This window comes from Acinetobacter sp. 251-1, assembly GCF_030329305.1.
GTDB lineage: Bacteria > Pseudomonadota > Gammaproteobacteria > Pseudomonadales > Moraxellaceae > Acinetobacter > Acinetobacter piscicola_A.
The window spans coordinates 14,524-40,441 of record NZ_JACANS010000011.1; the positions used below are offsets into that span (position 1 = coordinate 14,524).

A 25,918-nucleotide genomic window follows, 5' to 3' on the forward strand; every position below is an offset into this window, starting at 1 on the left:
TAGTGTCAGGAAATAGTCTGTAAAACGCTGATGTATTTTATTTGATGTGCTGTTGAGTTTTATATGAAGTTTGGGTGAAGTTTTCGTGCAATGATTTTAAGGTAATTGAATACTCAGCATGACACCCCGTTGATGGGGTTGAATCACAGCGATTTGATTTTCCTGAATATTCTCAATGAAAATCTGCCCATGATGTTGTTCAATCACTTGTTTGACGATACTGAGCCCGATACCTGAACTCCGTTGTTGTGAAAGCGGACGAGGCAAAGAAAAATAAGTATTAAAGACTTGCGATAGGGCGTAGTCAGGAATCCATTCTCCTTCATTAAATATTTTAAATTCAATACCCTGATGGTTTTTGTTGTGATGTAGCTGAAGCAAAATTTTGGCTGAATGCGGTACGAAGTCCAAAGCATTATCCAAGACATTGGCAATGGTTTGTTGTAACCAAAAACGATCTGCTTGGATCATGCATTCATTTTCAATCTCAAGTAAACATTGAATTTTTTTATGCTGCATCTGACTGGTATATTGCTGCAAAACCTGTTGAATCAACGCGGATAAATTAAAAGTTTGGCGTTCGATTTGATGTTTAGATTTTTCTAAACGTGTCAGTAAGAGCATTCGATCAATCAAAATTTTTAGACGTTGACTTTGTTCATGGATATGAGTGGCAAATTGCTGTTGATGCTGTAAAGGCAGATCTTCTTTAAGTAATTCGGCACTTGCTTGGATGGCGGTTAATGGACTTTTTAGTTCATGCGTGAGTGTGTTGACATAGTGCTCGACATAGGCACGATCTTCAAGTTTTTCTCTCATCGTTTCAATCGCTTGTGAAACAAGATTTAACTCTTGTGCAGAACGAAAATGTGGTGCTTGATTGACAGGGGCAAGGGCTTGGGCATATTTACGCACACGGTCAATACTGTGTTTGAGCCAATAAGCGACTAAACTGGCGAGAAATAAGCTCAGCAGCGTAATCCATGCTGCTTGACGGAAAAGCTGATTTTCAGAACGTTGAATATAAGGTTGAACAGAACGATTTGGCTTACCGATACTGACCACGCCAATCAGTTGCTGCTGTTGCTTGACCTGATAATAAATCGGTGCAGCAATAAACATGGTGCTATTACTGCTGCCAAGATCATTGCCTTTCATATCATAATTGCGGGTTGAGCGTACGCCGTATTTGCCTTGTAACGTCAGATAGATATCATTCCATTGGGAATAATCTTGTCCTGTGGCGATGCCTTGAGAATCATAGATCACAATGCCTTTTGCGTCAGTGATATAAATCTGTTGGTTAATCTCTTTTTTGTTGTGCTGCCAAATGGTGGCATTGAGTTTGCGGTTCAGGGCTTGTTGGATTTTTTGATCAAATTGTGCCGTACTGACTTTATGCTCATATACATCTTCAGCGACTAACATCGCGATAATATTGGCATTTTCTGCAAGTGTATCTTCAACCACTTGGCGTACATTGGGTTTGACTTGTTGGTTAAATGTATAGGACATAAACCACAGTCCGAGCAAAATGATCAAACCAAAGAAAAACCAAATACGAATGAAAATGGACATGTTATTGCATTCTTTTTAGGCTATAACCAAAACCACGATGAGTTTGAATCGGATCGTGTGTGGCTGTAATCAGTTTGAGTTTTTGTCTTAAACTTTTGATATGTGTATCGACTGTGCGTTCCAAACTATGTTCAGGATGTTCCCAAATATGATCCATCAATTGTTGCCGACTAAACACCTGTTCAGGATGATCAATGAACAATTTCAACAAACGATATTCATAACGGGTCAGTTGCAACATTGTTCCAAAATAATAAATTTGTAGAGCTTCTTCGACACAGTGCCAAACTTTAGCAGATGCTGTGAGGGGCTCTATCGTTATTTCAGTACGGACATTTTCATTAGATGGTGTATGTTGTAATTGATGTTGAATTTCCATTCTGCGCCAAATGGCTTTGATGCGAGAGACAATTTCCCGTGAACTAAAGGGTTTTGTACAGTAATCATCTGCACCGATTTCTAAACCGACTATACGATCAATTTCATCATCGCGTGCTGTTAAAAATAACAATGGAGTATGATTAAATTGACGAATTTTTTTACAGACATCAAAGCCATTTAAGTCGGGTAAACCCACATCTAAAATAATAAAATCAAAGTTTTGTTTTTGCACATCGGCAATTGCTTGTGTGCCTGTATTTGCCCAAGTGACTTGCCAATCTTCACGTTCAAGTGCATAACGTAAAGGCATTAAAATAGCGGCATCATCTTCAACACATAAAATCTGTTTTTTATTATTCATCGGACTTAGAATTTCATTGAATCGATTTGAGTGTACTGAAAATCAATCTTTTAGGCGAATGAAATTTAGATGAAGTTTGTGTGAACTTTAGAAAAACTAAAATGCGGAATTATGCAAAGGTGGGAACAATTTACCCATATTATTCTGAGTGCCCTGTAACATTCGGATTTGATCGTCACGCCAATCACAGGACAGCAGAGTAAAAGTATTGGTGACTTCTACTGACTCAGCAGATACATGGATAATGTATTGCGCGAAATAGAGTACTCTAATTTTCAGTCAGGTGGGAGAATATTTGGTTGAAATTAATCCATTTGCTTGAAAAATAGGCAGGTGATTGCAGAGGTTCTTAGTTTTCCTAAATCACCATAGCGATAATTGTGATTCTTCTTGTTGCGCTGAGAGTTGATACAGTCCGACACCAATTAAGCGAAATTGAAAATGTTCAGGAATCTGCATTTCTGATAATAAAATTTGCACCACTTTTTGCATATCATGTTGTGAATTTAAAGCCTGTTTGAAGCTTTTACTGTGTTGTAAAACCTGAAAATTTTTAAGTTTTAATTTAACCGTCACTCCACGTGCTTGCATGTTTTTTTTATCTAAATTTCGCCATACACGCTCAATTAAATTGTCCCAATAGGGGCTACATTGTTCCAAAGTGAGATCATCATCAAAGGTGGTTTCATTGGAAATTTGTTGTCGTTGCCGTTCGGCTTGTACAGGACGCTCATCAATGCCTTGCGCATATAAAAATAATTGCTTGCCATATTTGCCAAAATGTTGAATGAGTATGTTTTCCTCGATTTTTTGTAAATCTCCGAGTGTTTCTAAGTTTAGATTTTTAAGTTTTTCTTGCGTGACCTTGCCAACACCTGGAATTTTATTGAGTGGTAGATCATGAATGAAATGTTGTACTTGGCTTGGTTTTATGATGCAAATTCCATTCGGTTTATGCCAGTCAGAGGCAATTTTCGCGAGGAATTTATTGGGCGCAACACCTGCGGACGCCGTCAGTCCTGTGATACGAAAAATATCAGCACGGATCCTTTCAGCAACTTCGGTCGCACTGGGAATATTGTGTAAATTTTCAGTCACATCTAAATAGGCTTCATCTAAAGATAAGGGTTCAATGAGAGGGGTGTAGTATTGGAAAATTTGATGAATTTGTGCTGAAACTTCTCGATATTTTTCAAAATGAGGTTCGATGACGACAACTTGAGGACACAGTTTTTTGGCTTGTGACATCGACATGGCAGAACGTAGTCCAAACTGACGAGCAGGGTAGGATGCTGCGGCAATTACCGCCCGTGGGTGATGCGAGGAAATGACAACAGGTAAGTGTCTGAGGTCTGGGCGTTCACGCAATTCTACTGAAGCGTAGAAAGCGTCCATATCAATATGAATGATTTTTCGCATACATGCTCAAGTCAAAGCGACGAGATAGATTTTATCTTAACTGAATTGGAAGGAGGACTCATCTTTAAAATCTGTGTGTGTCATATTTTATTGCATTAAGGTTTTACATGGTTGCTTTGCAGAAATTGCTGCCATTGTGTTTCATCGCCATAAAAAACGTTTAAATCTACATTTTTATTGATACCTGAAATTTTGCTTTGATTGGTCGTTTGCCAAAATGTCCAAGGTCTTTTGTCTTTTAGGTCTGGCTTATCGTGGTATTCACGAATCCAAATCGGGGTGGTTTGAAATTCACCGATTAAAATAATATTGTAAAAATTTTTAGAAGTATAAAAAATGGGTTGTTTACCATAATGCTGTTGTAAACGGTCATGCATGGTTTTGATTTGTTTGAGCAGTTGTTCTTTCGTAAACATATTGATGCAGTTACTGTCATATTCTAAATCGATGACGGGCGGTAGCGCATCAGGCTTGTTTGGCACAGTTTCAATAAAATTTTGCGCTTGAATCTCACCCTCACGGCACAGACGGAAAAAATGATAAGCACCTACTCGCATGCCACGTTCGCGTGCTTTGAGCCAATAGTTTTGGAATTGTGTATCTTTAAAATCGCCGCCTTCTGTGGCTTTGAGATAGACGAATTGATATTGTTGTGGTGAGATTTTTTGCCAATTAATTTGCCCTTGATGATGTGACACATCAAAACCTTGAATTGGATAAGGCTCAGCAGCAGCAATCTTAATCTGTAACATGATCAAAATGAAGCCGATCACACAGCACAGTATCAGCATGATCAATGCGATGCGATGACGAGTGAGCTTTGTGGTCTTGGCTGAGTTTTTGAGCATTGTCATTCTAAAAGAGGCGAGATTTATAGTTTAACGTGAACGGTTTGGCAAAACCATGACCATGATGAGCTATCTTTTAAATCGCCTGATCTTTAGGGATCTGATAGAAAATAATAGCAGTAAAAATGTTGATTAACCCTAAACAAACCAAAGTGTAATGAAAGGCTTGTGTAACCTGTGCTTCACCTAAAAAGTGCGTGAACACATTGAGTAAGGTTCCTGCTAAAGCAATTCCGATACTCATCGAGAGCATCATGATCATGGACAAAAAACTATTACCACTGCTGGCATCTTGTTGAGGTAAGTCTTTGAGGGTTAATGTATTCATGGCAACAAACTGTAAAGAATTTAGCGTGCCAAAAACAAAGAAATGTAATGCTCTTAGCCATGTTGGTGTGTCTGCTGTGGTCAGTGCAAAACTTGCAATACATGCACCGACCAAAAAAGTATTGATCAGTAAGAATTTTCGATAACCCATTTTAGAGATGATCGGGCGGATGATCGGTTTAGAAAAGAGCGAGCCCAATACGATGGGTGTCAGCATAAGGCCGGTCATCAGTGGTTCCATCTGAAAAGCCACTTGCAACATCAAAGGTAAAATAAATGGAATTGCATTGCTGCCGAAACGTGCAAAGAAATTGCCCAAAATGCCAAGGGCATAGATTTTATTCTTAAATAATTTACTGCGAAATAGTGCATTTTGATGGGTATGGGCGTGATAGGCATAGAGCATGGCGGCAATCAAACCGCTTATCAATAAAGCAAAACTGACGCTTTTTGAAACTTCACGACTTGCAATATTTTCAATACCCAATGCCATACCTACCATCGCAATGACCAATAAAATAAAGCCACTGAAGTCAAACTTTTTCACTGAAGGTTCGGTGGCATTGGGCATGGCTTTAAAAGTAACAAATATGCCTAACAGCCCAATGGGTAAATTGATCAGGAAAATCCAATGCCATGAAGCAAACTCTACCAACCAACCACCTAAAGTTGGTCCCATGAGTGGTCCCATTAAACCCGCCAAACTCATTAAACTCATCGCAGACAAAAACTGTTCACGGGGAATAATACGTAACATTGCCAAACGACCAACCGGCAGCAGCAATGCACCACCAATACCTTGTAGTACTCGAAATGCAATTAAAGTATTGAAACTACTTGAAAATGCACAACCGAGAGAGGCGAGTGTAAAAATCACAATGGCAGCAAAGAAAACATTTCTCACACCAAAACGATCAGCAAGCCAGCCACTGAGTGGAATACAGGCTGCAACGGATAGTACATAACTGATCACCACACCATGCATGCGTAATGGATCTTCCTGCAAACTTTCTGCCATAGAGGGGAGTGCAGTATTGATAATGGTGGTGTCTAAACCTTGCATGAAAAAGCCAATGGACACCAAAAAGACCAATAGATAAAACTCAGGCTGTAATTTTTGATGCGATGGCGTGGTGGTCATAGCTCTGCAAAAGTTAGATTTTTTAATATTCTAAAGTAAACGTTATATGAAAGCTGTAAAAAGCATGTTTTGTTTTGGGTGAATAAATGCTCACCATTTCATTAAGGGGGCATGATAACCACAATCCACAGATCTATTGAGCGACTGTGTATACAATAGGCCTAAAACTTGATCCCACTGGTTTTTGCATATGATGTTAACAAGGTAGTGTATTCGATCTATTATTTATCATTTTCAAATGCTTATAACTATTATTTCTGTGTTTTTCTTTTGATTTTTGCAGAATATGAGAAATTTAAATTTTGCAAATTCATAAAAGTGTCATAATCTCGCATACTTTATCAAATTGAAGAATGTCGTATATGCGTCTACATAAAGGTATGACACTGTGAGCATTGATATTTTAATGATCATTGGCTTTTGTTTAGCAGCTTATTCAATTGTGGGCAACGACGTACCACAGACTTTAGGAACATTTATTTCCTCCAATGCTCATCGTCCTTGGTGGATGTTATGGTTATATACCAGTACGATTTTAACCCTTGTACTGCTGTATGGCTGGTGGGTATCAGGTGTGGGGGATGCATCTTATGGGCGATTAGAAACGATTCCATTTCCCAAAGAGGGCATGACATGGTTGTATGTGATTCCACCTCTCATTTTGTTATTTCTTACGCGTTTTGGTATTCCTGTCAGTACTACATTTTTAGTACTCACCATTTTTTCACCAAGCAGTTTGAGTGCCATGCTGACGAAGTCGATGATGGGATATGCCGTTGCATTCGTTGCGGCTATTTTGATTTATCGTTTTGTGGTGAAAAAAGTCACGATTTATTTTAGTGAAACACGACATGAACCCACACCCAAAACGTGGATTGCCATTCAGTGGGTAGCAACAGGCTTTTTATGGAGTCAGTGGTTAATTCAAGATTTGGCAAATATCTTCGTTTATGTACCGCGTGTTGTGCCGTTGTGGTTTATGTTATTTGCGATCGTTGTATTTATTACGTTACTTGGCGTAGTGTTCTATCAGCGTGGTGGGGCAATTCAAAATATCATTGATACCAAAACTGGAGTGCAAGATGTGCGCTCTGCAACCATTATTGACTTTATGTATGCATTCATTCTTTTGATTTTTAAAGAAGTGAGCAATATTCCCATGAGTACGACATGGGTGTTTTTAGGTTTGCTGGCAGGGCGTGAGTTTGCTATGGCAATGCATTTAAACGAAGTCAATAAGTATCGGACGTCTCGTAATGTCAGTAAGGATGCAATGAAATTAATGTTTGGTTTGGCGGTCAGTATTTTATTAGCAACGGCATTGCCATGGTTATATGGTTGGATCACATCTTAAATATTGAAATTAAAAAATCGAGTCGTTGGCTCGATTTTTTGTTTGACTGCTTTGTCTAAAAGTTTAAATCACAAATTTTTTCGGTGCATGTAAATTACGAATGGCAGAGAAAATTTCATCTTCTGTTTCACAAACGATTAATTTTGCACGGTGTTGTGGCGGTAAAAAACCTTCCTGAACTGCATGATCAAGCTGTGCAATCATGTGGTTATAAAAACCATTGACGTTATATAACATCATTGGTTTTTGGTGTTGATTAAGTTGCCCCCAAGTGGCAATTTCTAAAATTTCTTCAAATGTTCCTAAACCGCCAGGTAGCGCAACAAAAGCACTCGCACGCTCTGCCATCATGGCTTTTCGAGCATGCATATTTTTAACAATATGTAATTCCGTTAGATTTTTATGCGCAACTTCATAGTCCAACATAAACTCAGGAATGACGCCAACAACTTCTCCGCCATGTTCAGTGACTGTATCTGCAACTTGTCCCATCAAGCCAATACTTGCACCACCATAGACAATACCAAAACCATGTTCAGCAATACCGGTTGCCAAATGAATGGCTTTTTCTTGATAAATCGGGTGATGACCAAAGCGTGAACCACAATAGAGCGCAATTAAAACTTGTGTTGTTTGATGTTCGGCTAATAGAGTTGGATCAAGTGGATTGCTTAATGCATTATTCATAAATTATTTTTCACCTTCATCATTAAATCTTTATTTTTCATTATGATTCTACGCCATAAATATGACAAGGTTGTATGCAGTTATGTTTTGTTTGCAATGTTTTGTAATGTATTGTGTTTGAATTTACTGTGAAAAGCCTGATTTATAGAGATTTTGAAAAAAAGGATGAATTCCTAAAGAGTCTTGATATAATTGGCATCTGTTTTACAACAAACAAATGAATCAACATGGGTAGTGGTTGTCATCGCTCCGAAAAAACATATTCTTCTTACATAACAAAAGTATTCCATCCATTGAATCTAAGCTGCAGTTTACGCAAAAGCATCGTGCTTCTCTGGTCTAGAGAGGTACAGTCATGATTTTAGAATGGATGTCCGATCCTTCCGCATGGGTGGGTTTGGCAACGCTTGTGGTCCTAGAAATCGTTCTTGGGATTGATAACCTTGTTTTTATTGCAATTCTTGCAGAAAAATTGCCCCCTGAACAACGTAATAAAGCACGTATTTTAGGGCTAATGCTCGCATTGTGTATGCGGATGGTCTTGTTAGCGTCCATTGCATGGGTAATTACGCTGACCAATCCTTTATTCTATATTTTAGAACATCCATTTTCAGGGCGAGATTTGATTCTACTGTTTGGTGGTGTGTTCCTACTGTTTAAAGGCACAATGGAACTGCGAGAACAGCTCGAAAGTCATGGTCCGATCAAAGAAGAAAATCCTGTACATGCCGCTTTTTGGATGGTAATTGTTCAGATCGTGGTATTGGATGCAGTATTTTCATTAGACAGTGTCATTACTGCCGTGGGCATGGTGAAAGAACTCTCTGTGATGATGATTGCAGTTGTAATCGCCGTGGGCATCATGCTATGGGCATCTAAGCCATTGATGGAGTTTGTGAATAAGCATCCAACCATCGTGATTTTATGTTTATGTTTCTTGATGATGATCGGCTTCTCGCTCATTGTGGAAGGATTTGGTTATCACATTCCAAAAGGCTACTTATATGCAGCGATTGGTTTCTCAGTCATGATTGAGTTCTTTAACCAAACCATGCGTAAAAACCAAGAAAAATCAGTAACGACTACAGATTTACGCTTTCGTACAGCTTCCGCAGTGATGCGTATGTTAGGTGGAAAAAGTGCGGCAAGTTCTGATATTCAAAGTCATAAGCCTGAAGATGTTCTTGCAACACAAGCTTTAGCTGATGAAATCTTTGATTCAGAAAATAGTGCTTATCATAGTGTCATGGTGCAAGGTGTTTTAGGTTTATCTGAGCGTCCTGTAAAGTCAGTGATGACACCACGTCCAGAGCTAGAGTGGTTAGATTTAGATGAAGATGAAGCCACTATTAAAGAAAATTTAATGTCGATGGCACATTCACGTTTAATCTTGGCACATGGTGAATTGGACAATATCGCAGGGATTGTACCCACCCATAAAGTACTCAACGATTATATTGAAACGGGTATTTTAGATTTCGAAAAACATCTACGAGAGCCTGTAATTGTGCATGAAAATGCACAAGTATTGATGGTGATGGAGCAATTACGTCAAGCTCCTTTACAGATGGCAATTGTACTGAATGAATATGGTTCAATCGAAGGGATTGCTACACCCATCGATGTGTTAGAAGCGATCGCAGGTGAATTCCCTGATGAAGATGAATTAGAGGCTGCAGCTGAAAGTTTAGAAGATGGTTCATTGATGCTTGAAGGGTCAACTGACATTCGTCATGTGTCTTTACTTTTAGGACGAGATCTTGTTGATGAGTCTGAACAATATTCAACACTGTCTGGCTATATTTTATTTCACTTAGGTCGTTTGCCTGAAAGTGGTGTGAAGTTTGAAGCAGATGGCTATATGTTTGAAGTGGTCACAATGGATGGACATAAGATTGATAAAGTTCATATTGTGCCCTTGGAAAAACCACAAGATGATGATTGATCGTTTTAAATCATCTTCTCTGCAATAAGCTGCCGTGTGCAGCTTATTTTTTTGTTTGAAAAATAGCTTGTATTGGACTTTTATCATCATCTTTGCAATTGATCTGCATTTTGAAAGTGATTTTTTATAAGCGCCATTTTCTGGTTGGTGATGCGATTGTATGAAGCGATATGAGCTATGTCGTTTACTTGTTCTTGCATTCACGCTAAGGTCATTGTTTGAAATTAGAAAAGAATATAGCGAACGTAAACGAAGGGTTTTGATTTTAAAATTATAAAAAATATATGTTTAGCAATTTTTTGCAATAAGCGAAAGGCTGATAACTATACTGATTTTATGTGTATTCATTAATGCTCTTTTTAATTTTTTATTTGATATTTACATAGGGTAATAAAAAAGAGCGTATATCAAATACGCTCTTTTTATGCATGCCTTATAGCAGTTTATTGCACTTCATTGATCAATTTTTCTAAAGAATCATGTGATTCTTGATGATTAGAGGATTGAGAGTGCGAATTATTCATCGCAGGTGGTGCTTGACGTGTAGGTGTTAATACGCGCTCTACATCATTACTTTGGCCTGGTAAATCATCAAAGTCATTGGATGGATTACGAACAGGTGCCACAGGTGCAGGACGATAAATAGGTCGTGCTAATGGTGGTGAGGTGCGATACTGTTCTTTCTTCGCTTGCGTATTTTCTCCATTTTCAGATAGACCACGTTGTTCTCTTGAAACTGGGTCTTTAGCATTTTTATCGAAATGTACCCATGCTGATGGTGTCCCTTCGAGAGCTTTACCCATGAAGTTGGTCCAAATTGGAAGTGCAGCAATACCACCGTATTCACGGCGACCAAGGGTTGATGGTTTATCAAAACCCACCCAAGCAATCGTCACTAACTTACCATTAAACCCAGCAAACCAAGCATCTTTTGCATCATTGGTTGTACCTGTTTTCCCGCCAATATCACTACGACCAATTTTCAATGCAGCACGACCTGTACCATGCACAATAACATCACGCAAAATATTGGCCATATCATAAGCAGATTGTGATTTTAAAATACGTTGTGCTTGACGATATTGGCTTTGCTCTTCTTTACTGAGCGCTTTAGGCGCAGGTGTTTCTTCTACAGTTTGATTGGTCATTTCAATGACTTCATCATCAGGGGTTGTTGCTTCTGCATCAACATCTGTATCTTTTTCATTAATACATGAGATACATGCATATTCAGGTTTGGCTTCATAGATGGTTTTGCCATATGCATCTTCAATACGGCTGATGAAATGCGGTTGTACACGATACCCACCATTGGCAATTGCAGCATAACCTGTTGCCATTTGCACAGGCAAAACTTGCGGTGTACCTAAAGCAATGGTGAAGTTACGTGGAATTTGATCCTCTTGTAAACCAAAGTCCATTAATAATTGACGTGCACGCTCTACACCAACACTTTGCAATAAACGTACTGATACCGTATTTCGTGATAAATACAACGCTCGGCGCAAAGGAATCATACCCAAATAACGACCATCTGAGTTTTTCGGTGTCCAACGTCCGATGGTAATAGGATTATCATTCACCATACTATAAGGTGTCATGCCGCGCTCAAGTGCCAATGCATAGATGAAAGGCTTAATTGTAGAACCAGGTTGACGCCAACCTTGTAAAGCTCGATTAAATTTAGATTGATAAAAGTTATAACCACCGACAATGGCCTCGATCGCACCATCATTCGGATTGATTGCAATCAATTGTCCCTGAACTTTAGGCACTTGAACCAATGCCCACGCAGTTTTTTCATCATTAGGACGTAAACGAATAATATCTTTGACTTTGACAATCTGTGATGCACGGCTATATCCACCACCAACGCTATTGGCATTACGATATGGACGGACCCATGACATGCCTGACCAAGGAACAGTGACTTTAGAGCCATCTTGCATTAGGGCATCAAAACTATTGGCATAGACTTTAACCACTTCAGCAGGATAGGTGTTCGCATATGGTAAAAACTCATTAAGAGGCTTATCATGTGCTTCTGGACCACGCCAACCATGACGACGGTCATAATCTTCTAAGCCTTTTTGTACAGCATCTTCAGCATATTGTTGACGTTTACTGTCAATCGTCGTATAGACTTTATAGCCAGAATCTACTGCAATTTCGCCAAATTTTTCAACCAATTCGGAACGAACCATTTCACCAACATATGGAAACTTATTGTTTATACCACGGTCAGGCATACTCAAACTGACAGGTTCTGCCACAGCTTTGTTGTATTGTGCTTGATTGATATACCCCAATTGCAACATACGTCCTAAAATCCAATTACGGCGTTCTAAAGCACGTTCAGGATTAGCAACAGGATTATATTTTGAAGGTGCTTTGGGTAATCCAGCAATCATTGCCATCTGCGCAATACTGAGTTGATCTAAGCTCTTGTCATAATAAATTTTTGCTGCTGCTGCGATCCCATAAGCATTTTTACCTAAAAAGATTTTATTGACATAAAGTGTCATAATTTCTTCTTTTGATAAATTTTGTTCAATCTTTCTTGCTAAAAAAACTTCTGTTAATTTTCGTTTTAAAGTACGTTCAGGTGATAAATAATAATTCTTAGCCACCTGCATGGTGATCGTTGAACCACCTGTTTGTGCACCACCAGTGACAGATTCACTGACAGCACGCCCTAAACCTTTAAAACTTACACCGCTATGTTCAAAAAAAGATGAATCTTCAGCAGCCAAGAACGCATGAATAAAGTTTTTTGGGATTTGATTGTATTCAACGGGTACAGAAAGTTTGCCACCATATTCCGCAATTAATTGATTATCCGCAGTATATACCTGCATAGGTTTAAGTAATGGCGCCTTTTTTAAAGAGCTCATTTCTGGTAAAGATGGTGCAATATAGAGGTACATTCCATAAAAACCCATCGGGATTGCTATTAAAATAATGATAATCAGCAAAAAAAATGGATGAACATACCCTGATCGAGATAGCTTTTTCATAACAAGTAAGTTTTAATAAGAGCTAATAGCAAACTAATTGATGGTCAGTATAGCTTTTCGTTTAGCAGATTGTTAGATGACTTATTGTATCTATAAAAAATTTAGACCAATTGCAATCAGTTTGTGACGTTTTTGGGGATAAAAATAATAGGAATTCTGTCGTGCTTAGAATAAGTCGTAAGCAAGTTAAGGGGCTTATAGGGGTAGATATCAGTTCAACCTCTGTAAAGATATTAGAACTCTCTGTTAAAAACGGTCGTTATTGGGTGGAAAGCTATGGATTAAGTCCATTGTTAGATGGAAGTGTGGTTGAGAAGAATATTCTCAACCCAGAAGCAGTTTCGGATGCTTTAGAGCGTGCGATGAATATTGCCAATCCTCAATCCACGAATGCGGCTGTAGCAGTGACTAACTCTATGGTGATTCAAAAAGTCATTGAAATGGATGCAGACATGAACGATGAAGAACGCGAAGTTCAAATTCGTATGGATGCAGAGCAATATATTCCATTCCCATTAGATGAAGTCAGTCTAGACTTTGAGGTTTTACCTGACAAGTTACCTAACCCAAATCGGGTGAATGTATTGCTTGTTGCAACACGTACTGAAAATGTCGACTCGCGCGTTGAAGTACTTGAGATTACTGGATTGACTGCAAAAGTGGTTGATACAGAGAGCTATTGCATGGAGCGTGCCTTTGAAGTATTCGCGGATACTTTACCTATTGGCGCGAATATGGTCGGGATCTTAGATATCGGGCATACCATGACTACACTGTCTGTCATGCAAAACGGTAAAATTATCTATACGCGTGAACAAGTCTTTGGGGGGAAACAGCTGACCCAAGATGTACAAGCGCGTTATGGTCTTTCTTATGAAGAAGCGGGCCGTGCCAAAAAAGATCGCTCATTGCCTGATGACTATGAAACAGAAGTGTTGATTCCATTTTTGGAAGCTGTTGTTCAACAAGCTGCACGCTCATTACAATTCTTTTTCTCATCCTCTCAATTTAATGAAATTGATCATATTTTATTGGCTGGAGGCAATGCCAATATTCCAGGACTTGCGAAATTATTACAACAAAAATTGGGTTATCGAGTCACTGTGGCAAATCCTTTCTTACAAATGGGTTTTTCACCACAAATCGATTTGAAAAAAATAGAAAATGATGCACCTTCCTTAATGGTCGCATGTGGCTTAGCAATGAGGAGTTTTGATTAATGGCAAAGATTAATTTACTCCCATGGCGTGAAGAACTAAGAGAACAACGAAAAAAGCAATTTGTTGCGATTAGTATTGGAATCGCTGTATTGGGGTTTATCATCGTATTATTGGCTTGGATGTATTTTAATCAAAGATTAGATGATCAAGAACAAGCAAATCAATTGGTTACTAGCACTAATCAGAACTTGGATACGCAATTAAAAACATTAGATGGTTTGCAAGAACAGCGTAATGCGATTATTGAACGTATGAAACTAATTCAAGGTTTACAAGGGCAGCGTCCTGTAACTGTGCGTTTAGTGGATGAGTTAGTTCGTGTTGTACCACCTGCAATGTATATCACTAAATTTAGTCGGACTGGAGATAAGTTTACCATTGAAGGTAAAGCAGAAAGTCCAAATACGGTCGCAGATTTTTTACGTGGTTTAGAAGCATCAGAATGGTATCGAAATGCCTTCATGAATTCATTCTTGGCGGCAGAAGAAAACAAAAATAAACCAGCGACTTCGGTTGTCCCGAGAGCTGAAGAATCTTATGGAAGTTTTGTTGTGAGTGTGGATATCGGGGAAATTGCACAAGCGGCGAAACCTGATGCAGAACAAGCACAAGCAGCTGGAGGTGCTAAATGAGTCGTTTAGATCTTGAAAAAGCAGATTCAGTCAAAGATACTCCGCAAAAGAAAAAAATGTCTGTAGATAAATTTTTTCAGCAATTTAATACTTTAGATATGAATAACTACGGGAGCTGGCCAATTTCGGTCAAAATTACCTGTTGGTTATTTATCCTATTTGTCGTGTGTGCAATTGGTTATTTTCTGGTGATCAAACCAAAACTTGATGCGATTGATTCAGCGCGTGCACAAGAACAAACCTTATTAAATGAATTTAAAGAAAAAGATTCAAAACTTAGAAACCTTCAACAATATCAAGCACAATTGCAGCAAATGCAAATGGACTTTACACAACAGTTGGAGCAGTTGCCGAAAGAAACTGAAATCCCAGGTTTGGTTGAAGATATTAACGTCACAGGTGTGAGTTCTGGTTTGAAATTTAAAAACATCAGACTCGAAGATGAAATTCAGCAAGAATTTTTTATTGAACAACCGATTTCAATTGAAGCAACAGGCGATTATCATTCTTTTGGTGGTTTTGTGAGTAGCATTGCTGCTTTACCGCGAATTGTGACGTTGCATGATTTTACCATTACAGCTGAAGCGCCAAAAGATGCGAAGTCTGATGTGCCTTTAGTCAATTATGTTTTAAAAGCTAAGACTTATCGTTACATCGGTACAGATATTGAAACTACACCTGCTTCTGGTCAAGTCACTTCTGATACAAGTACGACAGCAACAACGACTTCATCATCAGCAGCAACAAGTACAACTTCAAGCTCAAATAACTCTTCACAAACAACAAATAACAAGGGGAGAAGATAAGCATGAATTTATTTAAATTAATCAGTGGACTCTCTCTTGCTGTTTTATTGGTTGGATGTGATTCACGTATTGATGCAGTCAATCAACAAATGGCAGAAATTCGAAATCAGCCACCATTACCGATTGAACCTGCGCCGACTTTTGAGCCTGTACCAAGCTTTAACTATTCTGCTCAACAATTACGTAGCCCATTTCTACCGAGTTCATTGGCAAATGAATTGAAAATTATGTCAGGGAAGCGTGTTTATCCAAACTTCTCAAGACAGCCACAACCTTTAGAAAGTTATGCGCTTGAAACTTTAAGTTTTAAAGGCAGTATGAAATCAAATTCAGGGCAAATCGTGGGTCTGATTCAAACACCTGATAGAGAAGTAGAACGTGTACAAATAGGCAACTATTTGGGAATGAATCAGGGGCGAATTATTTCAATCACTCCGACACGAATTGATTTATTAGAGATTATACCTGACGGGCGTGATGGTTATATTGAACGACCACGTAGTCTAGTCTTGATCGGTCAGTTAGATTGAGCATGAAGGAATAAAAATGAAAAATAGCATTAAAAACTTTTGGGGTGGGGACGGCATATTTATGAACACTTATTTACGTCAATTTTCAATGGCGGCAGTATCGATTGCGGTGATGCAAGCAGCTGCTGCACAAGTGACAATGACCAATGTAGTACCCATGCAACTACCTGGGCAAGGTACAGAAATTCGTGTCATGTTTAATGGTTTACCACCACAACCTCAAGCATACCAATTAGAGTCACCCTCTCGCTTAGTACTTGACTTTAATGATACGAAACAAGGATTAACACAAGCAGCAATTCCTGTGTCTACTTCAGAAGCTTCGGCAGTTAATGTTGCTTCGGATGCACAGCGTTCACGTTTGACTGTTAATCTAAATAATAAAAGTACTTTCACAACACGTGTTGAAGGCAATACTTTTATTTTAAAAATTAATAGTGCCAATCAAAGCAATACGCTTGAAAATTTTGCACCAGCAACAGCAAAATCTGCACAAGGTGTATCGGATATTGGCTTCCAACGTGGTAGCAAAGGTGAAGGTCAGGTGAGTATCAATTTGGCAGGTGTGAATACTCCTGTCGATGTACAACAACAGGGCAGTAAAGTTGTTGTGCGCGTGTTAGGTAATAAAATTCCGACACACTTAATTCGCCGTTTAAATGTCAATGATTTTGCAACACCTGTAGCAACTATTGATGCACACAATGATGGTAATAATGGTGTGATTACCATTCAGTCCACTGGTAGCTATGAATATATGGCATACCAAGCTGAAGATAAACTCACAGTCAGTCTGAAACGCCCTGAAGACACACGTCCAAACAAACCGAGTTCAAGTCAAACGTATACAGGTAAGAAAATCTCTTTAGACTTCCAAGATATTGAAGTACGCCGTGTATTGCAGCTGTTGGCTGATTTTACCGGAGTAAACATGGTTGCTGCAGACTCTGTGCAAGGCAATATTACCTTACGTTTAAAAGATGTCCCTTGGGATCAGGCACTTGATATTATCCTGAAAACCAAAAACTTGGACAAACGCCGTAGTGGTGATGTAATTTGGATTGCACCTGTACCTGAGTTGATCAAGTCAGAAGAAGATGAAGCTAAAGCGATTGCACAAAGTATAAAACTTGCACCGATTCAAACTGAATACATTCAACTCAGTTATGCCAAAGTTGCCGATGTACTAAAATTATTAGAGGATTCGCGCAACGTTAAAAACGCACAGACCAATGGCACAACAAATACTGACTCATTAGCACTTGAAAGTTTACTTAGTTCACGTGGTAGTGCTGTTGCAGATACACGAACCAATACATTGATTATCAATGATACTGCACAGAATATTGATAAAGTTCGTAAAATGGTCGATTTGCTTGATGTGTCTGTAAAGCAAGTGATGATTGAAGCACGTATTGTCCGTGCATCTACGGGTTTCTCGAAAGAGATGGGCGTAAAATGGGGGATTTTATCGCAAGGTGTACCACGTAATAATGACTTGCTGGTTGGTGGGAGTGACCAATCACTTTGGGATTTAAAAACCCCTGATGATGATGGAAAAATTACCGTTACTCGTCCAGATAACCTAAACGTTGACTTAGGTGTGGCCAATGCTGCAGGTAAAATTGCATTTGGTTTGATTAGTTTGTCTGATTTTATGTTGGATTTAGAATTATCTGCTTTACAAGCAGATGGTTATGGTGAGGTAATTTCGACACCAAAAGTCATGACAGCAGATAAGCAAAAAGCGAAAGTGTCTTCAGGTCAACAAATTCCATATACCACAACAACAAATTCTGCTGCGGGTTCAACAGCAACCACTGAATTTAAAGATGCATTACTGAGTTTAGATGTGACACCAAGTATTACACCTGATGGGAAAGTTCAAATGCAATTGAACATTACCAGCGATTCACGTGGTGATACAGCACCAAATGGTGAAGTGATTTTAAATAAAAATGAAATCAATACCAATGTGCTTGTTGATAATGGTGAAACTGTCGTGCTAGGCGGTATTTTTGAACAAGAAACTCAAAATACCACAACGAAAGTTCCGTTCTTTGGTGATTTACCTTATATCGGGCGTTTATTCCGTAATGATGCTAAAGTTGAAAACAAACGAGAGTTGTTAATCTTTGTGACTCCTCGAATTATTAATGACAGTCGTAGTAGAAATCATTAATATACTTTCAATGACAGCAATTCAATAGGTGACTCCTTGCCAAGCAAAGAGTTTGAAACCCTACCAAATATTTATTTGGTAGGGCCAATGGGAGCAGGAAAAACAACTGTTGGTCGACATTTAGCAGATTTGTTAGGACGTGAATTTCTAGACAGTGATCATGAAATTGAGCGTAAAACAGGTGCAACCATTCCTTGGATTTTTGAAAAGGAAGGGGAGACGGGATTTCGTTCTCGTGAGTCAGTGGTAATTAACGAGTTAACGACCAAAAAGAATTTAGTTCTTGCTACAGGTGGTGGTGCAGTCACACAAGCGGTGAATCGAGAATATTTAAAACATCGTGGTATCGTCATTTATTTATATACGCCTGTAGAACTTCAATTACAACGAACCTACCGTGATAAAAATCGTCCTTTATTGCAAGTGGAAAATCCAGAGCAAAAATTAAGAGACCTGTTAAATGTTCGTGATCCTTTATATCGAGAGGTCGCACATTATATTATTGAGACCAATCAAGGTGCTGCGCGAGATTTAGCACAACGTATTTTACAATTGATTATTTCTAAAGATATTATTTAATCTTGGTTGTTAGGCATAGGTATTCATGCAAACTTTACATGTTGAACTTGGTGATCGTCGTTATCCAATTTTTATTGGTAGTCATTTAAACCCGCAAGAATTACTCGAACCTTATATTCAGGGGCAGCAAGTGATGATTGTGACAAATACAACTGTACAAGCTTTATATCTAGAATATTATGTTGAAGCGATTAAGAAATTAGGAAAAAAAGTTGCCACATGCGTGTTGCCTGATGGTGAGAAATATAAAAATATTGAACATTTGAATTTAATTTTTGATGCTTTATTGGAAAATGGTTTTAACCGTGATGCAACGGTATTAGCACTGGGCGGTGGTGTGATTGGAGATATGGCTGGTTTTGCTTCAGCATGTTTTCAACGAGGTGTTTATTTCATTCAGGTTCCGACAACTTTGTTGTCGCAAGTTGATTCAAGTGTGGGTGGTAAAACAGGAATTAATCATCCACTCGGCAAGAACATGATTGGTGCATTTCAGCAACCCCAGGTGGTTTTAGCCGATATGGCACAGCTGAGTACTTTGCCACCGCGTGAGTTATCAGCAGGTTTGGCTGAAGTGATCAAATATGCTTTGTTGGGCGATGCAGAATTTTTAACATGGCTTGAGCAGAATATCGAGGGTTTGCTGAAACAAGATGCTGAATTATTAGCAGAAGCAGTTTATCGTTCATGTGCGCATAAAGCACGTATTGTGGCTAATGATGAAAAAGAACAAGGTGAACGTGCATTGCTCAATTTAGGGCATACCTTTGGGCATGCAATTGAATCCTATCTTGGTTATGGTGAATGGTTGCATGGAGAAGCTGTGGCAACAGGTATGGTCATGGCGGCTGATCTATCTCAGCGGATGGGGTGGATCAGTGCTGATGATTTAGAACGTACAAAAAAAATCATACAACGTGCCAAATTACCTATAATATGTCCTAAAATTCCACTTGAGGAGTTTTTGGCATATATGTCACACGACAAAAAAGTGTTAAATGGTCAATTGCGTTTGGTGCTCATGAAGCAACTTGGGCAAGCAGTAATTACCAAAGATTTTGATGTAGAGTTGATGAAACAGGCAATTCTCGCTAACCAAGCATAATAAGGTTCAGGCAATGGCAGCAATTCGTTTAAATTGGCAGAATATTCAACACTATATTTGGTTAATAATGGGATTGCTGTGCTTTGTTGCTGCACTGATTTTTTGGGCCATGACGGATACCAAAGAGTTGGTTGAAGTCAGTAATCCAATTGAGGAAACTCAAGTTCAAATCCAACCTGAGAAAGTTGCTGCAACGACCCATCTTGGTGCATTAATGGATGAAGTCCGCCCACTTGAAATGACCACGCGAGTGGTTGCTTCAGGTAATCATGAGCCTGAGTTTCGTGGGACTAAATTTTTTGAGGAAAATAAGAAAAATTATATTATTGAATTGTTTAAATCATCGAATGAAGATGTGATTCGTGGTTTTTTATTGAAGCAAGCAGACCGTAAAAATTTGATTTATTTTCGTTTAAGTGCTGAAGATCAAGCTGAACAATATGTCATGGCATATGGTGTTTATAAAAATGATGATCAAGCCAAAGCAGCATTACAACAACTAACCACATTAAAATTACCAAATACGATTCAACCGCAAGTAGTTGGTTTGGAGCAATATGCAAGTTTGGTCAATGATTTGGGTTCAGAGGAAATGTTGGGTGGAAATAAACTTTATAATATCAACTTAAGACCTGCTGCATTACCTATTATTGATGAGTCTTTGTTGGCACAGCCTAAGCCTGTTGCGCCATCTTCTTCTAGTACAACCAAAACAGTCGCACCTACAACTTCGACACCCTCTACAGCTCCAGTAAATAAAGATCCAGCAGCTACAGAGCAAAAGCGGCCAATGACAACCACAACGCCTACAACGAATACAACAACTGCACCAACAATAGAACGAAAACCAACTACGCAGGAAATTAGTGACCCATTTAACTGAATGGTACTAAAATAGAGCGAATTTGGGGCTAAATAAAAGCATTTGCACAAGAATGGTGCAATGATGTATAAAAGAAATAAAGAATAAATATTGAAAAGAAGCTTTATTTTTATTAGATTTGCATTAAATGGTGAATAAAAATAGGTTTTGGCATATTTATTGCTTTATTGGTGCATTGATTGATGAAGTTGTCCCTATTTTGGCGCAAACTGATTAAATCAATTGATGCTTGAAACCAGTTGGATTGCTTTAAATAAGTGCAGAGTGAACAAGTAAAAACTATTTGCAATTTAATTCAAAACGAACTGGAGTAGTGAGAACCGAAAGTGTATTACTAATGATTAGTCAATACTCTCACTGGTTTTATATATTAGATTTTTGCCCTTATGGGCCTTTGTTAAAAGAAGGGTACGCTATGCACATGCCATCGCCTAATACTGTAGCTCCCGCTCAAGGTTTATACCAACCGGATGAGTTTAAAGATAACTGTGGTTTCGGTTTGATCGCCCATATGCAGGGTGATGCAAGTCATGACCTCGTCAAGACCGCAATTCATAGTTTAAGTTGTATGACGCATCGTGGTGGTATTGCTGCAGATGGTAAGACCGGTGATGGTTGTGGCTTACTCTTAGCGATGCCAAAAGCATTTTTTCGTGAAGAAGCAAAAAAAATCAGTGATATTACCCTGAGTGAAATTTTTGCGGTCGGAACCGTCTTTTTAAATTTAGATCCTGCTTTAGCAGCACATGCAAAACAAGTACTGACCAAAGAAATCGAAGAAGAAGGTTGTCGTGTGATTGGTTGGCGTGTCGTTCCAACTAATAATGATGCACTTGGTTCGATCGCAATGCAGTCTTTACCTGCATTTGAACAAATTTTTGTCAATTGCCCAATGGGTGTGACTGAAGCGGAATTTAACCGTAAGTTATTTATGGCACGTCGTCGTGCTGAACAAAAAATCACGAATGATCCATATTTTTATGTCACTACATTATGTTCTACAGTGATCAGCTATAAAGGTTTGATGATGCCTGCATATATTGCAGACTTTTATACTGACCTTGCGGATGAGCGTTTAGATTCGCATATCGTAGTGTTTCACCAACGCTTCTCTACCAATACATTGCCACGTTGGCCATTGGCACAGCCATTCCGTTATTTGGCACACAATGGTGAAATCAACACCATTACTGCAAACCGCAATTGGGCTGCAGCACGTACCCCGAAATTCGAAAATCCATTATTACCAGGCTTAACTGATTTAAATCCGATTGTAAACCGTACAGGTTCGGATTCTTCAAGTATGGATAATATGCTTGAGATCTTGGTCGGTGGTGGTATGGACTTGTTCCGTGCATTACGTATGTTAGTCCCACCAGCTTGGCAAAACGTGGAAACTCTAGATGCTGACTTACGTGCATTCTATGAGTTTAACTCTAAGCATATGGAAGCTTGGGATGGTCCTGCAGGTCTGGTTATTCAAGACGGTCGTCATGCAATTTGTATGCTTGACCGTAATGGTTTACGACCAGCACGTTGGGTGATTACTAAAAATGGCTATATCACACTTGCATCAGAAATTGGGGTTTGGGGTTATGAACCTGAAGATGTAGTGTCTAAAGGTCGTGTGGGACCAGGTCAAATTTTAGTTGTTGATACTTTTACAGGTAAAATGCTTGATACTAAAGATGTCAGCAACCACCTGAAAAAAATGCGTCCATACCGTGAATGGTTACGTGAAAATTCAGTACGTGTACAAGGTAGCCCTGAGCTTGAAGAGTATTTATGTGACCAAGGTTTGAAAGGCGATGCTTTAAAATCGGCACAAAAAATGTTTATGGTGACCTTTGAAGAACGTGATCAATTGCTTCGCCCAATCGCTGAAAGTGGTCAAGAGGCTGTTGGCTCGATGGGTGATGATACACCGATGGCTGTATTGTCACGTCAAGTTCGCCATGTGACAGATTATTTCCGTCAACAGTTTGCCCAAGTGACCAATCCACCAATTGATCCGTTACGTGAATCAATTGTCATGTCACTCGAAACTTGTTTAGGTCGTGAACAAAATGTCTTTGAACAAGGTCCTGAGCATGCAGACCGTTTGATTATTTCAAGCCCTGTATTATCTAATTCAAAAATGCACCAAATTCGTACCCTTGGTCGTAAGGGATATGAAATTGCAGACATCGATTTGAACTATGCTGAAAACGAAGGTTTGGAAGCAGCAATTACGCGTATTTGTAGCGAGGCAGCTCAGGCGATTCGTGATGGCAAAACATTATTGGTGATTTCGGACAAAAAAATCCGTGAAGGTTTCTTGCCTGCCAATGCTGCGATGGTGACAGGTGCGATTCATCATTATTTAATTGAAGTGGGTTTACGTACCGATGCCAACATTATTGTTGAAACTGCATTGGCACGTGATGCGCATCAATTTGCGGTAATCCTTGGTTTTGGTGCGACTGCGATTTATCCATACTTAGCGTATGACGTGATCAATGATTTGATCGCAAAAGGTGAGTTATTGGGCGATCCAATCCATGCACAAGCCAACTTCCGTAAAGGCATTGAAAAAGGCTTATTGAAAGTTCTTTCGAAAATGGGGATTTCGACTGTTGCCTCTTACCGTGGTGGTCAGTTGTTTGAAGCCGTTGGTTTATCTGAAGAAGTGGTTAATAAATGCTTCACAGGTGTACCAAGCCGTATTAAAGGTGCAACTTTTGTTGACCTTGAAAATGATTTGAAAAAATTGGCAGAGACAGCGTGGAAATCACGTAAACCAATCGAGCAGGGTGGTTTGTTGAAATTCGTCTTCGACAAGGAATACCATGCCTTTAATCCTGACGTAATCAATGCCTTACATAAATCAGTGCGTTCAGGCAATTATGCTGACTTTAAAGAATATGCAGAGCTTGTAAATACACGTCCAATTGCAACCATTCGTGATTTATTAAAACTCAAAACTGATAACTCCATTCCATTGGAAGCGGTTGAGTCGGTTGAAGAAATTCTGCCACGTTTTGACTCAGCAGGCATGTCATTGGGCGCATTGTCTCCTGAAGCACATGAAGCGATTGCAATTGCCATGAACACCATTGGTGGTCGTTCAAACTCAGGTGAGGGCGGTGAAGATCCTGCACGTTATGGCACGATTCGTAACTCGAAAATCAAACAAATTGCATCAGGTCGTTTTGGTGTAACGCCTGCCTATTTAACATCTGCTGAAGTTTTACAGATTAAAGTGGCGCAAGGTGCAAAACCGGGTGAGGGTGGTCAGTTGCCGGGTGGTAAAGTGAATGGCTTAATTGCACGTTTACGTTATTCTGTACCAGGTGTAACGCTTATTTCTCCACCACCACACCATGATATTTATTCAATTGAAGATTTATCACAATTGATCTTTGACTTAAAACAGGTCAATCCTCAAGCGATGGTATCGGTAAAATTGGTATCTGAGCCAGGTGTCGGTACGATTGCCGCAGGTGTTGCCAAAGCTTATGCTGATTTTATTACCATTTCAGGTTATGACGGCGGTACAGCAGCATCTCCACTTTCTTCGATTCACCATGCAGGTTCACCTTGGGAGTTAGGTCTTTCAGAAGCTCACCAAGCGCTTCGCGTGAATGATCTCCGTGGTAAAGTGCGTGTACAAACCGATGGTGGTCTAAAAACAGGGCTAGACGTGGTTAAAGCTGCCATTCTCGGTGCTGAAAGCTTTGGCTTTGGTTCTACACCAATGATTGCTTTGGGTTGTAAATATCTTCGTATTTGCCATTTAAATAACTGTGCAACAGGTGTTGCAACTCAACAAGATCATTTACGTCAGGAACACTACATTGGTGAACCGGAAATGTTGATTAACTTCTTCCACTTCATTGCCGAAGAAACACGTGAATGGTTGGCAGCACTTGGTGTTGCAAGTTTAAAAGACTTGATTGGTCGTACTGATTTACTTGAAATGTTACCAGGTGAAACTGAAAAACATGCCAACCTTGACTTAAGTGCGTTGTTAGAATCGCATCCTGCTGCCGAAGGTAAAGCGCAATATTGTCAAGTTCAAGGCAATGCACCATTTGATAAAGGTGTTCTTGCAGAGAAAATGGTGGCAGAAATGTTGCCTGCGATTGAAGCAGGTACAGGCGGTGAATATCACTTTACTGTCGGTAACTGTGATCGTTCAATCGGTGCACGTATTTCAGGTGAAATTGCGAAACGTTATGGTAACTTAAGCATGGAAAATCATCCTGTTAAAGTGAATTTGACGGGTACAGCAGGTCAGTCTTTGGGTGTGTGGAACGCGGGTGGTTTGCATATCAGCCTTGAAGGCGATGCGAATGACTATGTGGGTAAAGGCATGGCGGGTGGTCGTGTCTCAATTTTCCCACCAAAAGGCTCACCTTTCCAAACTCAAGAAACCGCGATTATTGGTAATACTTGTCTTTATGGTGCAACAGGCGGTAAGTTGTTTGCAGCAGGTACAGCAGGTGAACGTTTTGCGGTACGTAACTCTGGTGCGTTTGCAGTAATTGAAGGTGCAGGCGACCATTGTTGTGAATACATGACAGGCGGGATCGTAACAGTACTGGGCAAAGTTGGACACAACTTTGGTGCAGGGATGACAGGTGGTTTTGCTTATGTACTTGACTTAGATAATGACTTTGTTGATTACTATAACCATGAACTTATCGAATTGAACCGTATTTCTACAGAAGCGATGGAAGAACATCAAGAATTCTTACTTCGTATTTTGGATGAACATATTGCTGAAACAGGTAGTGCTTGGGCGTATAAAATTCGTAATGAGTTTGATTTTTACAGTCGTAAATTCTGGTTGGTTAAACCAAAGGCTGCAAATTTACAGACCTTATTAAAAACAACCAAAGCTGATCCACAATAATTCTACTACTGCTGATACATAGGCAG

17 protein-coding genes and 1 pseudogene are annotated in these 25,918 nt (G+C 39.3%); 11 read left to right on the plus strand and 7 right to left on the minus strand.

From position 1 onward, the window contains the following. Window positions 1–96 precede the first annotated feature (96 nt). The 5 genes from creC to mdtD form a co-directional block, all read right to left on the minus strand. Window positions 97–1,578 (minus strand): two-component system sensor histidine kinase CreC, encoded by a 1,482-nt coding sequence (creC, locus tag HX129_RS10415; protein WP_286434619.1) that lies wholly within the window; start codon window positions 1,576–1,578, stop codon window positions 97–99. A 1-nt stretch (window position 1,579) separates the two neighbouring features. Further along, entirely contained in the window at window positions 1,580–2,320 is a 741-nt protein-coding gene (creB, locus tag HX129_RS10420; RefSeq protein ID WP_286434620.1) for a two-component system response regulator CreB, read from the minus strand. A 363-nt stretch (window positions 2,321–2,683) separates the two neighbouring features. Continuing rightward, a complete protein-coding gene (gene dinB, locus HX129_RS10425) occupies window positions 2,684–3,739 on the minus strand; it encodes a DNA polymerase IV (protein WP_130074418.1) in 1,056 nt (351 codons plus the stop codon). 95 nt (window positions 3,740–3,834) lie between these two features. Continuing rightward, a complete protein-coding gene (locus HX129_RS10430; RefSeq protein WP_130074419.1) occupies window positions 3,835–4,587 on the minus strand; it encodes a glycoside hydrolase family 25 protein in 753 nt (250 codons plus the stop codon). 76 nt (window positions 4,588–4,663) lie between these two features. Next, window positions 4,664–6,055 (minus strand): multidrug transporter subunit MdtD, encoded by a 1,392-nt coding sequence (gene mdtD / locus HX129_RS10435; RefSeq protein WP_286434621.1) that lies wholly within the window; start codon window positions 6,053–6,055, stop codon window positions 4,664–4,666. A gap of 388 nt (window positions 6,056–6,443) precedes the next feature. Here mdtD and HX129_RS10440 point away from each other — a divergent pair, with 388 nt between their 5' ends. Beyond that, complete coding sequence (locus HX129_RS10440) at window positions 6,444–7,409, plus strand: hypothetical protein (RefSeq protein WP_130074421.1); 966 nt, start codon at window positions 6,444–6,446, stop codon at window positions 7,407–7,409. Window positions 7,410–7,472: 63 nt separating this feature from the next. On the opposite strand, the gene HX129_RS10445 is transcribed toward HX129_RS10440, so the two are convergent. Then, window positions 7,473–8,096, minus strand: a complete 624-nt coding sequence (locus HX129_RS10445; protein WP_174493488.1) for an LOG family protein — start codon at window positions 8,094–8,096, stop codon at window positions 7,473–7,475. A gap of 355 nt (window positions 8,097–8,451) precedes the next feature. Here HX129_RS10445 and HX129_RS10450 point away from each other — a divergent pair, with 355 nt between their 5' ends. Next, entirely contained in the window at window positions 8,452–10,041 is a 1,590-nt protein-coding gene (locus tag HX129_RS10450; RefSeq protein WP_174493487.1) for a TerC family protein, read from the plus strand. Between the two features lie 443 nt (window positions 10,042–10,484). Here HX129_RS10450 and ponA read toward each other — a convergent pair whose 3' ends face one another. After that, window positions 10,485–13,058: a penicillin-binding protein PBP1a gene (ponA, locus tag HX129_RS10455; RefSeq protein WP_174493486.1), complete on the minus strand. Its 2,574-nt coding sequence runs from the start codon at window positions 13,056–13,058 to the stop codon at window positions 10,485–10,487. Between the two features lie 161 nt (window positions 13,059–13,219). Between ponA and HX129_RS10460 the strand changes: the two genes are divergently transcribed. The 9 genes and pseudogenes from HX129_RS10460 (at window position 13,220) to gltB (ending at window position 25,892) form a co-directional block, all read left to right on the plus strand. Next, complete coding sequence (locus HX129_RS10460; protein WP_130074425.1) at window positions 13,220–14,278, plus strand: pilus assembly protein PilM; 1,059 nt, start codon at window positions 13,220–13,222, stop codon at window positions 14,276–14,278. After that, on the plus strand, window positions 14,278–14,910 hold the full coding sequence (locus tag HX129_RS10465) for a PilN domain-containing protein (RefSeq protein ID WP_130074426.1): 633 nt from the start codon (window positions 14,278–14,280) through the stop codon (window positions 14,908–14,910). The genes HX129_RS10460 and HX129_RS10465 overlap by 1 nt, the downstream gene beginning before the upstream one ends. Beyond that, a pseudogene (locus HX129_RS10470) lies at window positions 14,907–15,570 on the plus strand (type IV pilus inner membrane component PilO); the annotation flags it as partial. The gene HX129_RS10465 and the pseudogene HX129_RS10470, both read left to right, overlap by 4 nt. A 148-nt stretch (window positions 15,571–15,718) precedes the next feature. After that, complete coding sequence (locus tag HX129_RS10475; protein WP_130074428.1) at window positions 15,719–16,246, plus strand: pilus assembly protein PilP; 528 nt, start codon at window positions 15,719–15,721, stop codon at window positions 16,244–16,246. A 16-nt stretch (window positions 16,247–16,262) separates the two neighbouring features. Continuing rightward, window positions 16,263–18,428 (plus strand): type IV pilus secretin PilQ, encoded by a 2,166-nt coding sequence (locus tag HX129_RS10480; RefSeq protein WP_130074429.1) that lies wholly within the window; start codon window positions 16,263–16,265, stop codon window positions 18,426–18,428. 36 nt (window positions 18,429–18,464) lie between these two features. Further along, complete coding sequence (gene aroK, locus HX129_RS10485; RefSeq protein ID WP_130074430.1) at window positions 18,465–19,007, plus strand: shikimate kinase AroK; 543 nt, start codon at window positions 18,465–18,467, stop codon at window positions 19,005–19,007. A 25-nt stretch (window positions 19,008–19,032) separates the two neighbouring features. Further along, window positions 19,033–20,112, plus strand: a complete 1,080-nt coding sequence (aroB, locus tag HX129_RS10490; protein ID WP_286434622.1) for a 3-dehydroquinate synthase — start codon at window positions 19,033–19,035, stop codon at window positions 20,110–20,112. Between the two features lie 13 nt (window positions 20,113–20,125). Beyond that, the gene (locus tag HX129_RS10495; protein ID WP_174493483.1) at window positions 20,126–20,995 is read left to right on the plus strand and encodes a hypothetical protein; all 870 of its coding nucleotides are present in this window, start codon (window positions 20,126–20,128) and stop codon (window positions 20,993–20,995) included. 421 nt (window positions 20,996–21,416) lie between these two features. After that, a complete protein-coding gene (gene gltB / locus HX129_RS10500) occupies window positions 21,417–25,892 on the plus strand; it encodes a glutamate synthase large subunit (protein ID WP_286434624.1) in 4,476 nt (1,491 codons plus the stop codon). Window positions 25,893–25,918: the final 26 nt, after the last annotated feature.

What these genes read in the sequence shown, in the direction of transcription:
- HX129_RS10495 (WP_174493483.1), top strand. Translation starts at nt 20,126, where the DNA reads ATGGCAGCAATTCGTTTAAATTGGCAGAATATTCAACACTATATTTGG.
- ponA (WP_174493486.1), bottom strand. Translation starts at nt 13,058, where the DNA reads ATGAAAAAGCTATCTCGATCAGGGTATGTTCATCCATTTTTTTTGCTG.
- HX129_RS10465 (WP_130074426.1), top strand. Translation starts at nt 14,278, where the DNA reads ATGGCAAAGATTAATTTACTCCCATGGCGTGAAGAACTAAGAGAACAA.
- HX129_RS10445 (WP_174493488.1), bottom strand. Translation starts at nt 8,096, where the DNA reads ATGAATAATGCATTAAGCAATCCACTTGATCCAACTCTATTAGCCGAA.
- dinB (WP_130074418.1), bottom strand. Translation starts at nt 3,739, where the DNA reads ATGCGAAAAATCATTCATATTGATATGGACGCTTTCTACGCTTCAGTA.
- HX129_RS10430 (WP_130074419.1), bottom strand. Translation starts at nt 4,587, where the DNA reads ATGCTCAAAAACTCAGCCAAGACCACAAAGCTCACTCGTCATCGCATC.
- creB (WP_286434620.1), bottom strand. Translation starts at nt 2,320, where the DNA reads ATGAATAATAAAAAACAGATTTTATGTGTTGAAGATGATGCCGCTATT.
- mdtD (WP_286434621.1), bottom strand. Translation starts at nt 6,055, where the DNA reads ATGACCACCACGCCATCGCATCAAAAATTACAGCCTGAGTTTTATCTA.
- gltB (WP_286434624.1), top strand. Translation starts at nt 21,417, where the DNA reads ATGCCATCGCCTAATACTGTAGCTCCCGCTCAAGGTTTATACCAACCG.
- HX129_RS10480 (WP_130074429.1), top strand. Translation starts at nt 16,263, where the DNA reads ATGAAAAATAGCATTAAAAACTTTTGGGGTGGGGACGGCATATTTATG.
- HX129_RS10475 (WP_130074428.1), top strand. Translation starts at nt 15,719, where the DNA reads ATGAATTTATTTAAATTAATCAGTGGACTCTCTCTTGCTGTTTTATTG.
- aroB (WP_286434622.1), top strand. Translation starts at nt 19,033, where the DNA reads ATGCAAACTTTACATGTTGAACTTGGTGATCGTCGTTATCCAATTTTT.
- creC (WP_286434619.1), bottom strand. Translation starts at nt 1,578, where the DNA reads ATGTCCATTTTCATTCGTATTTGGTTTTTCTTTGGTTTGATCATTTTG.
- HX129_RS10450 (WP_174493487.1), top strand. Translation starts at nt 8,452, where the DNA reads ATGATTTTAGAATGGATGTCCGATCCTTCCGCATGGGTGGGTTTGGCA.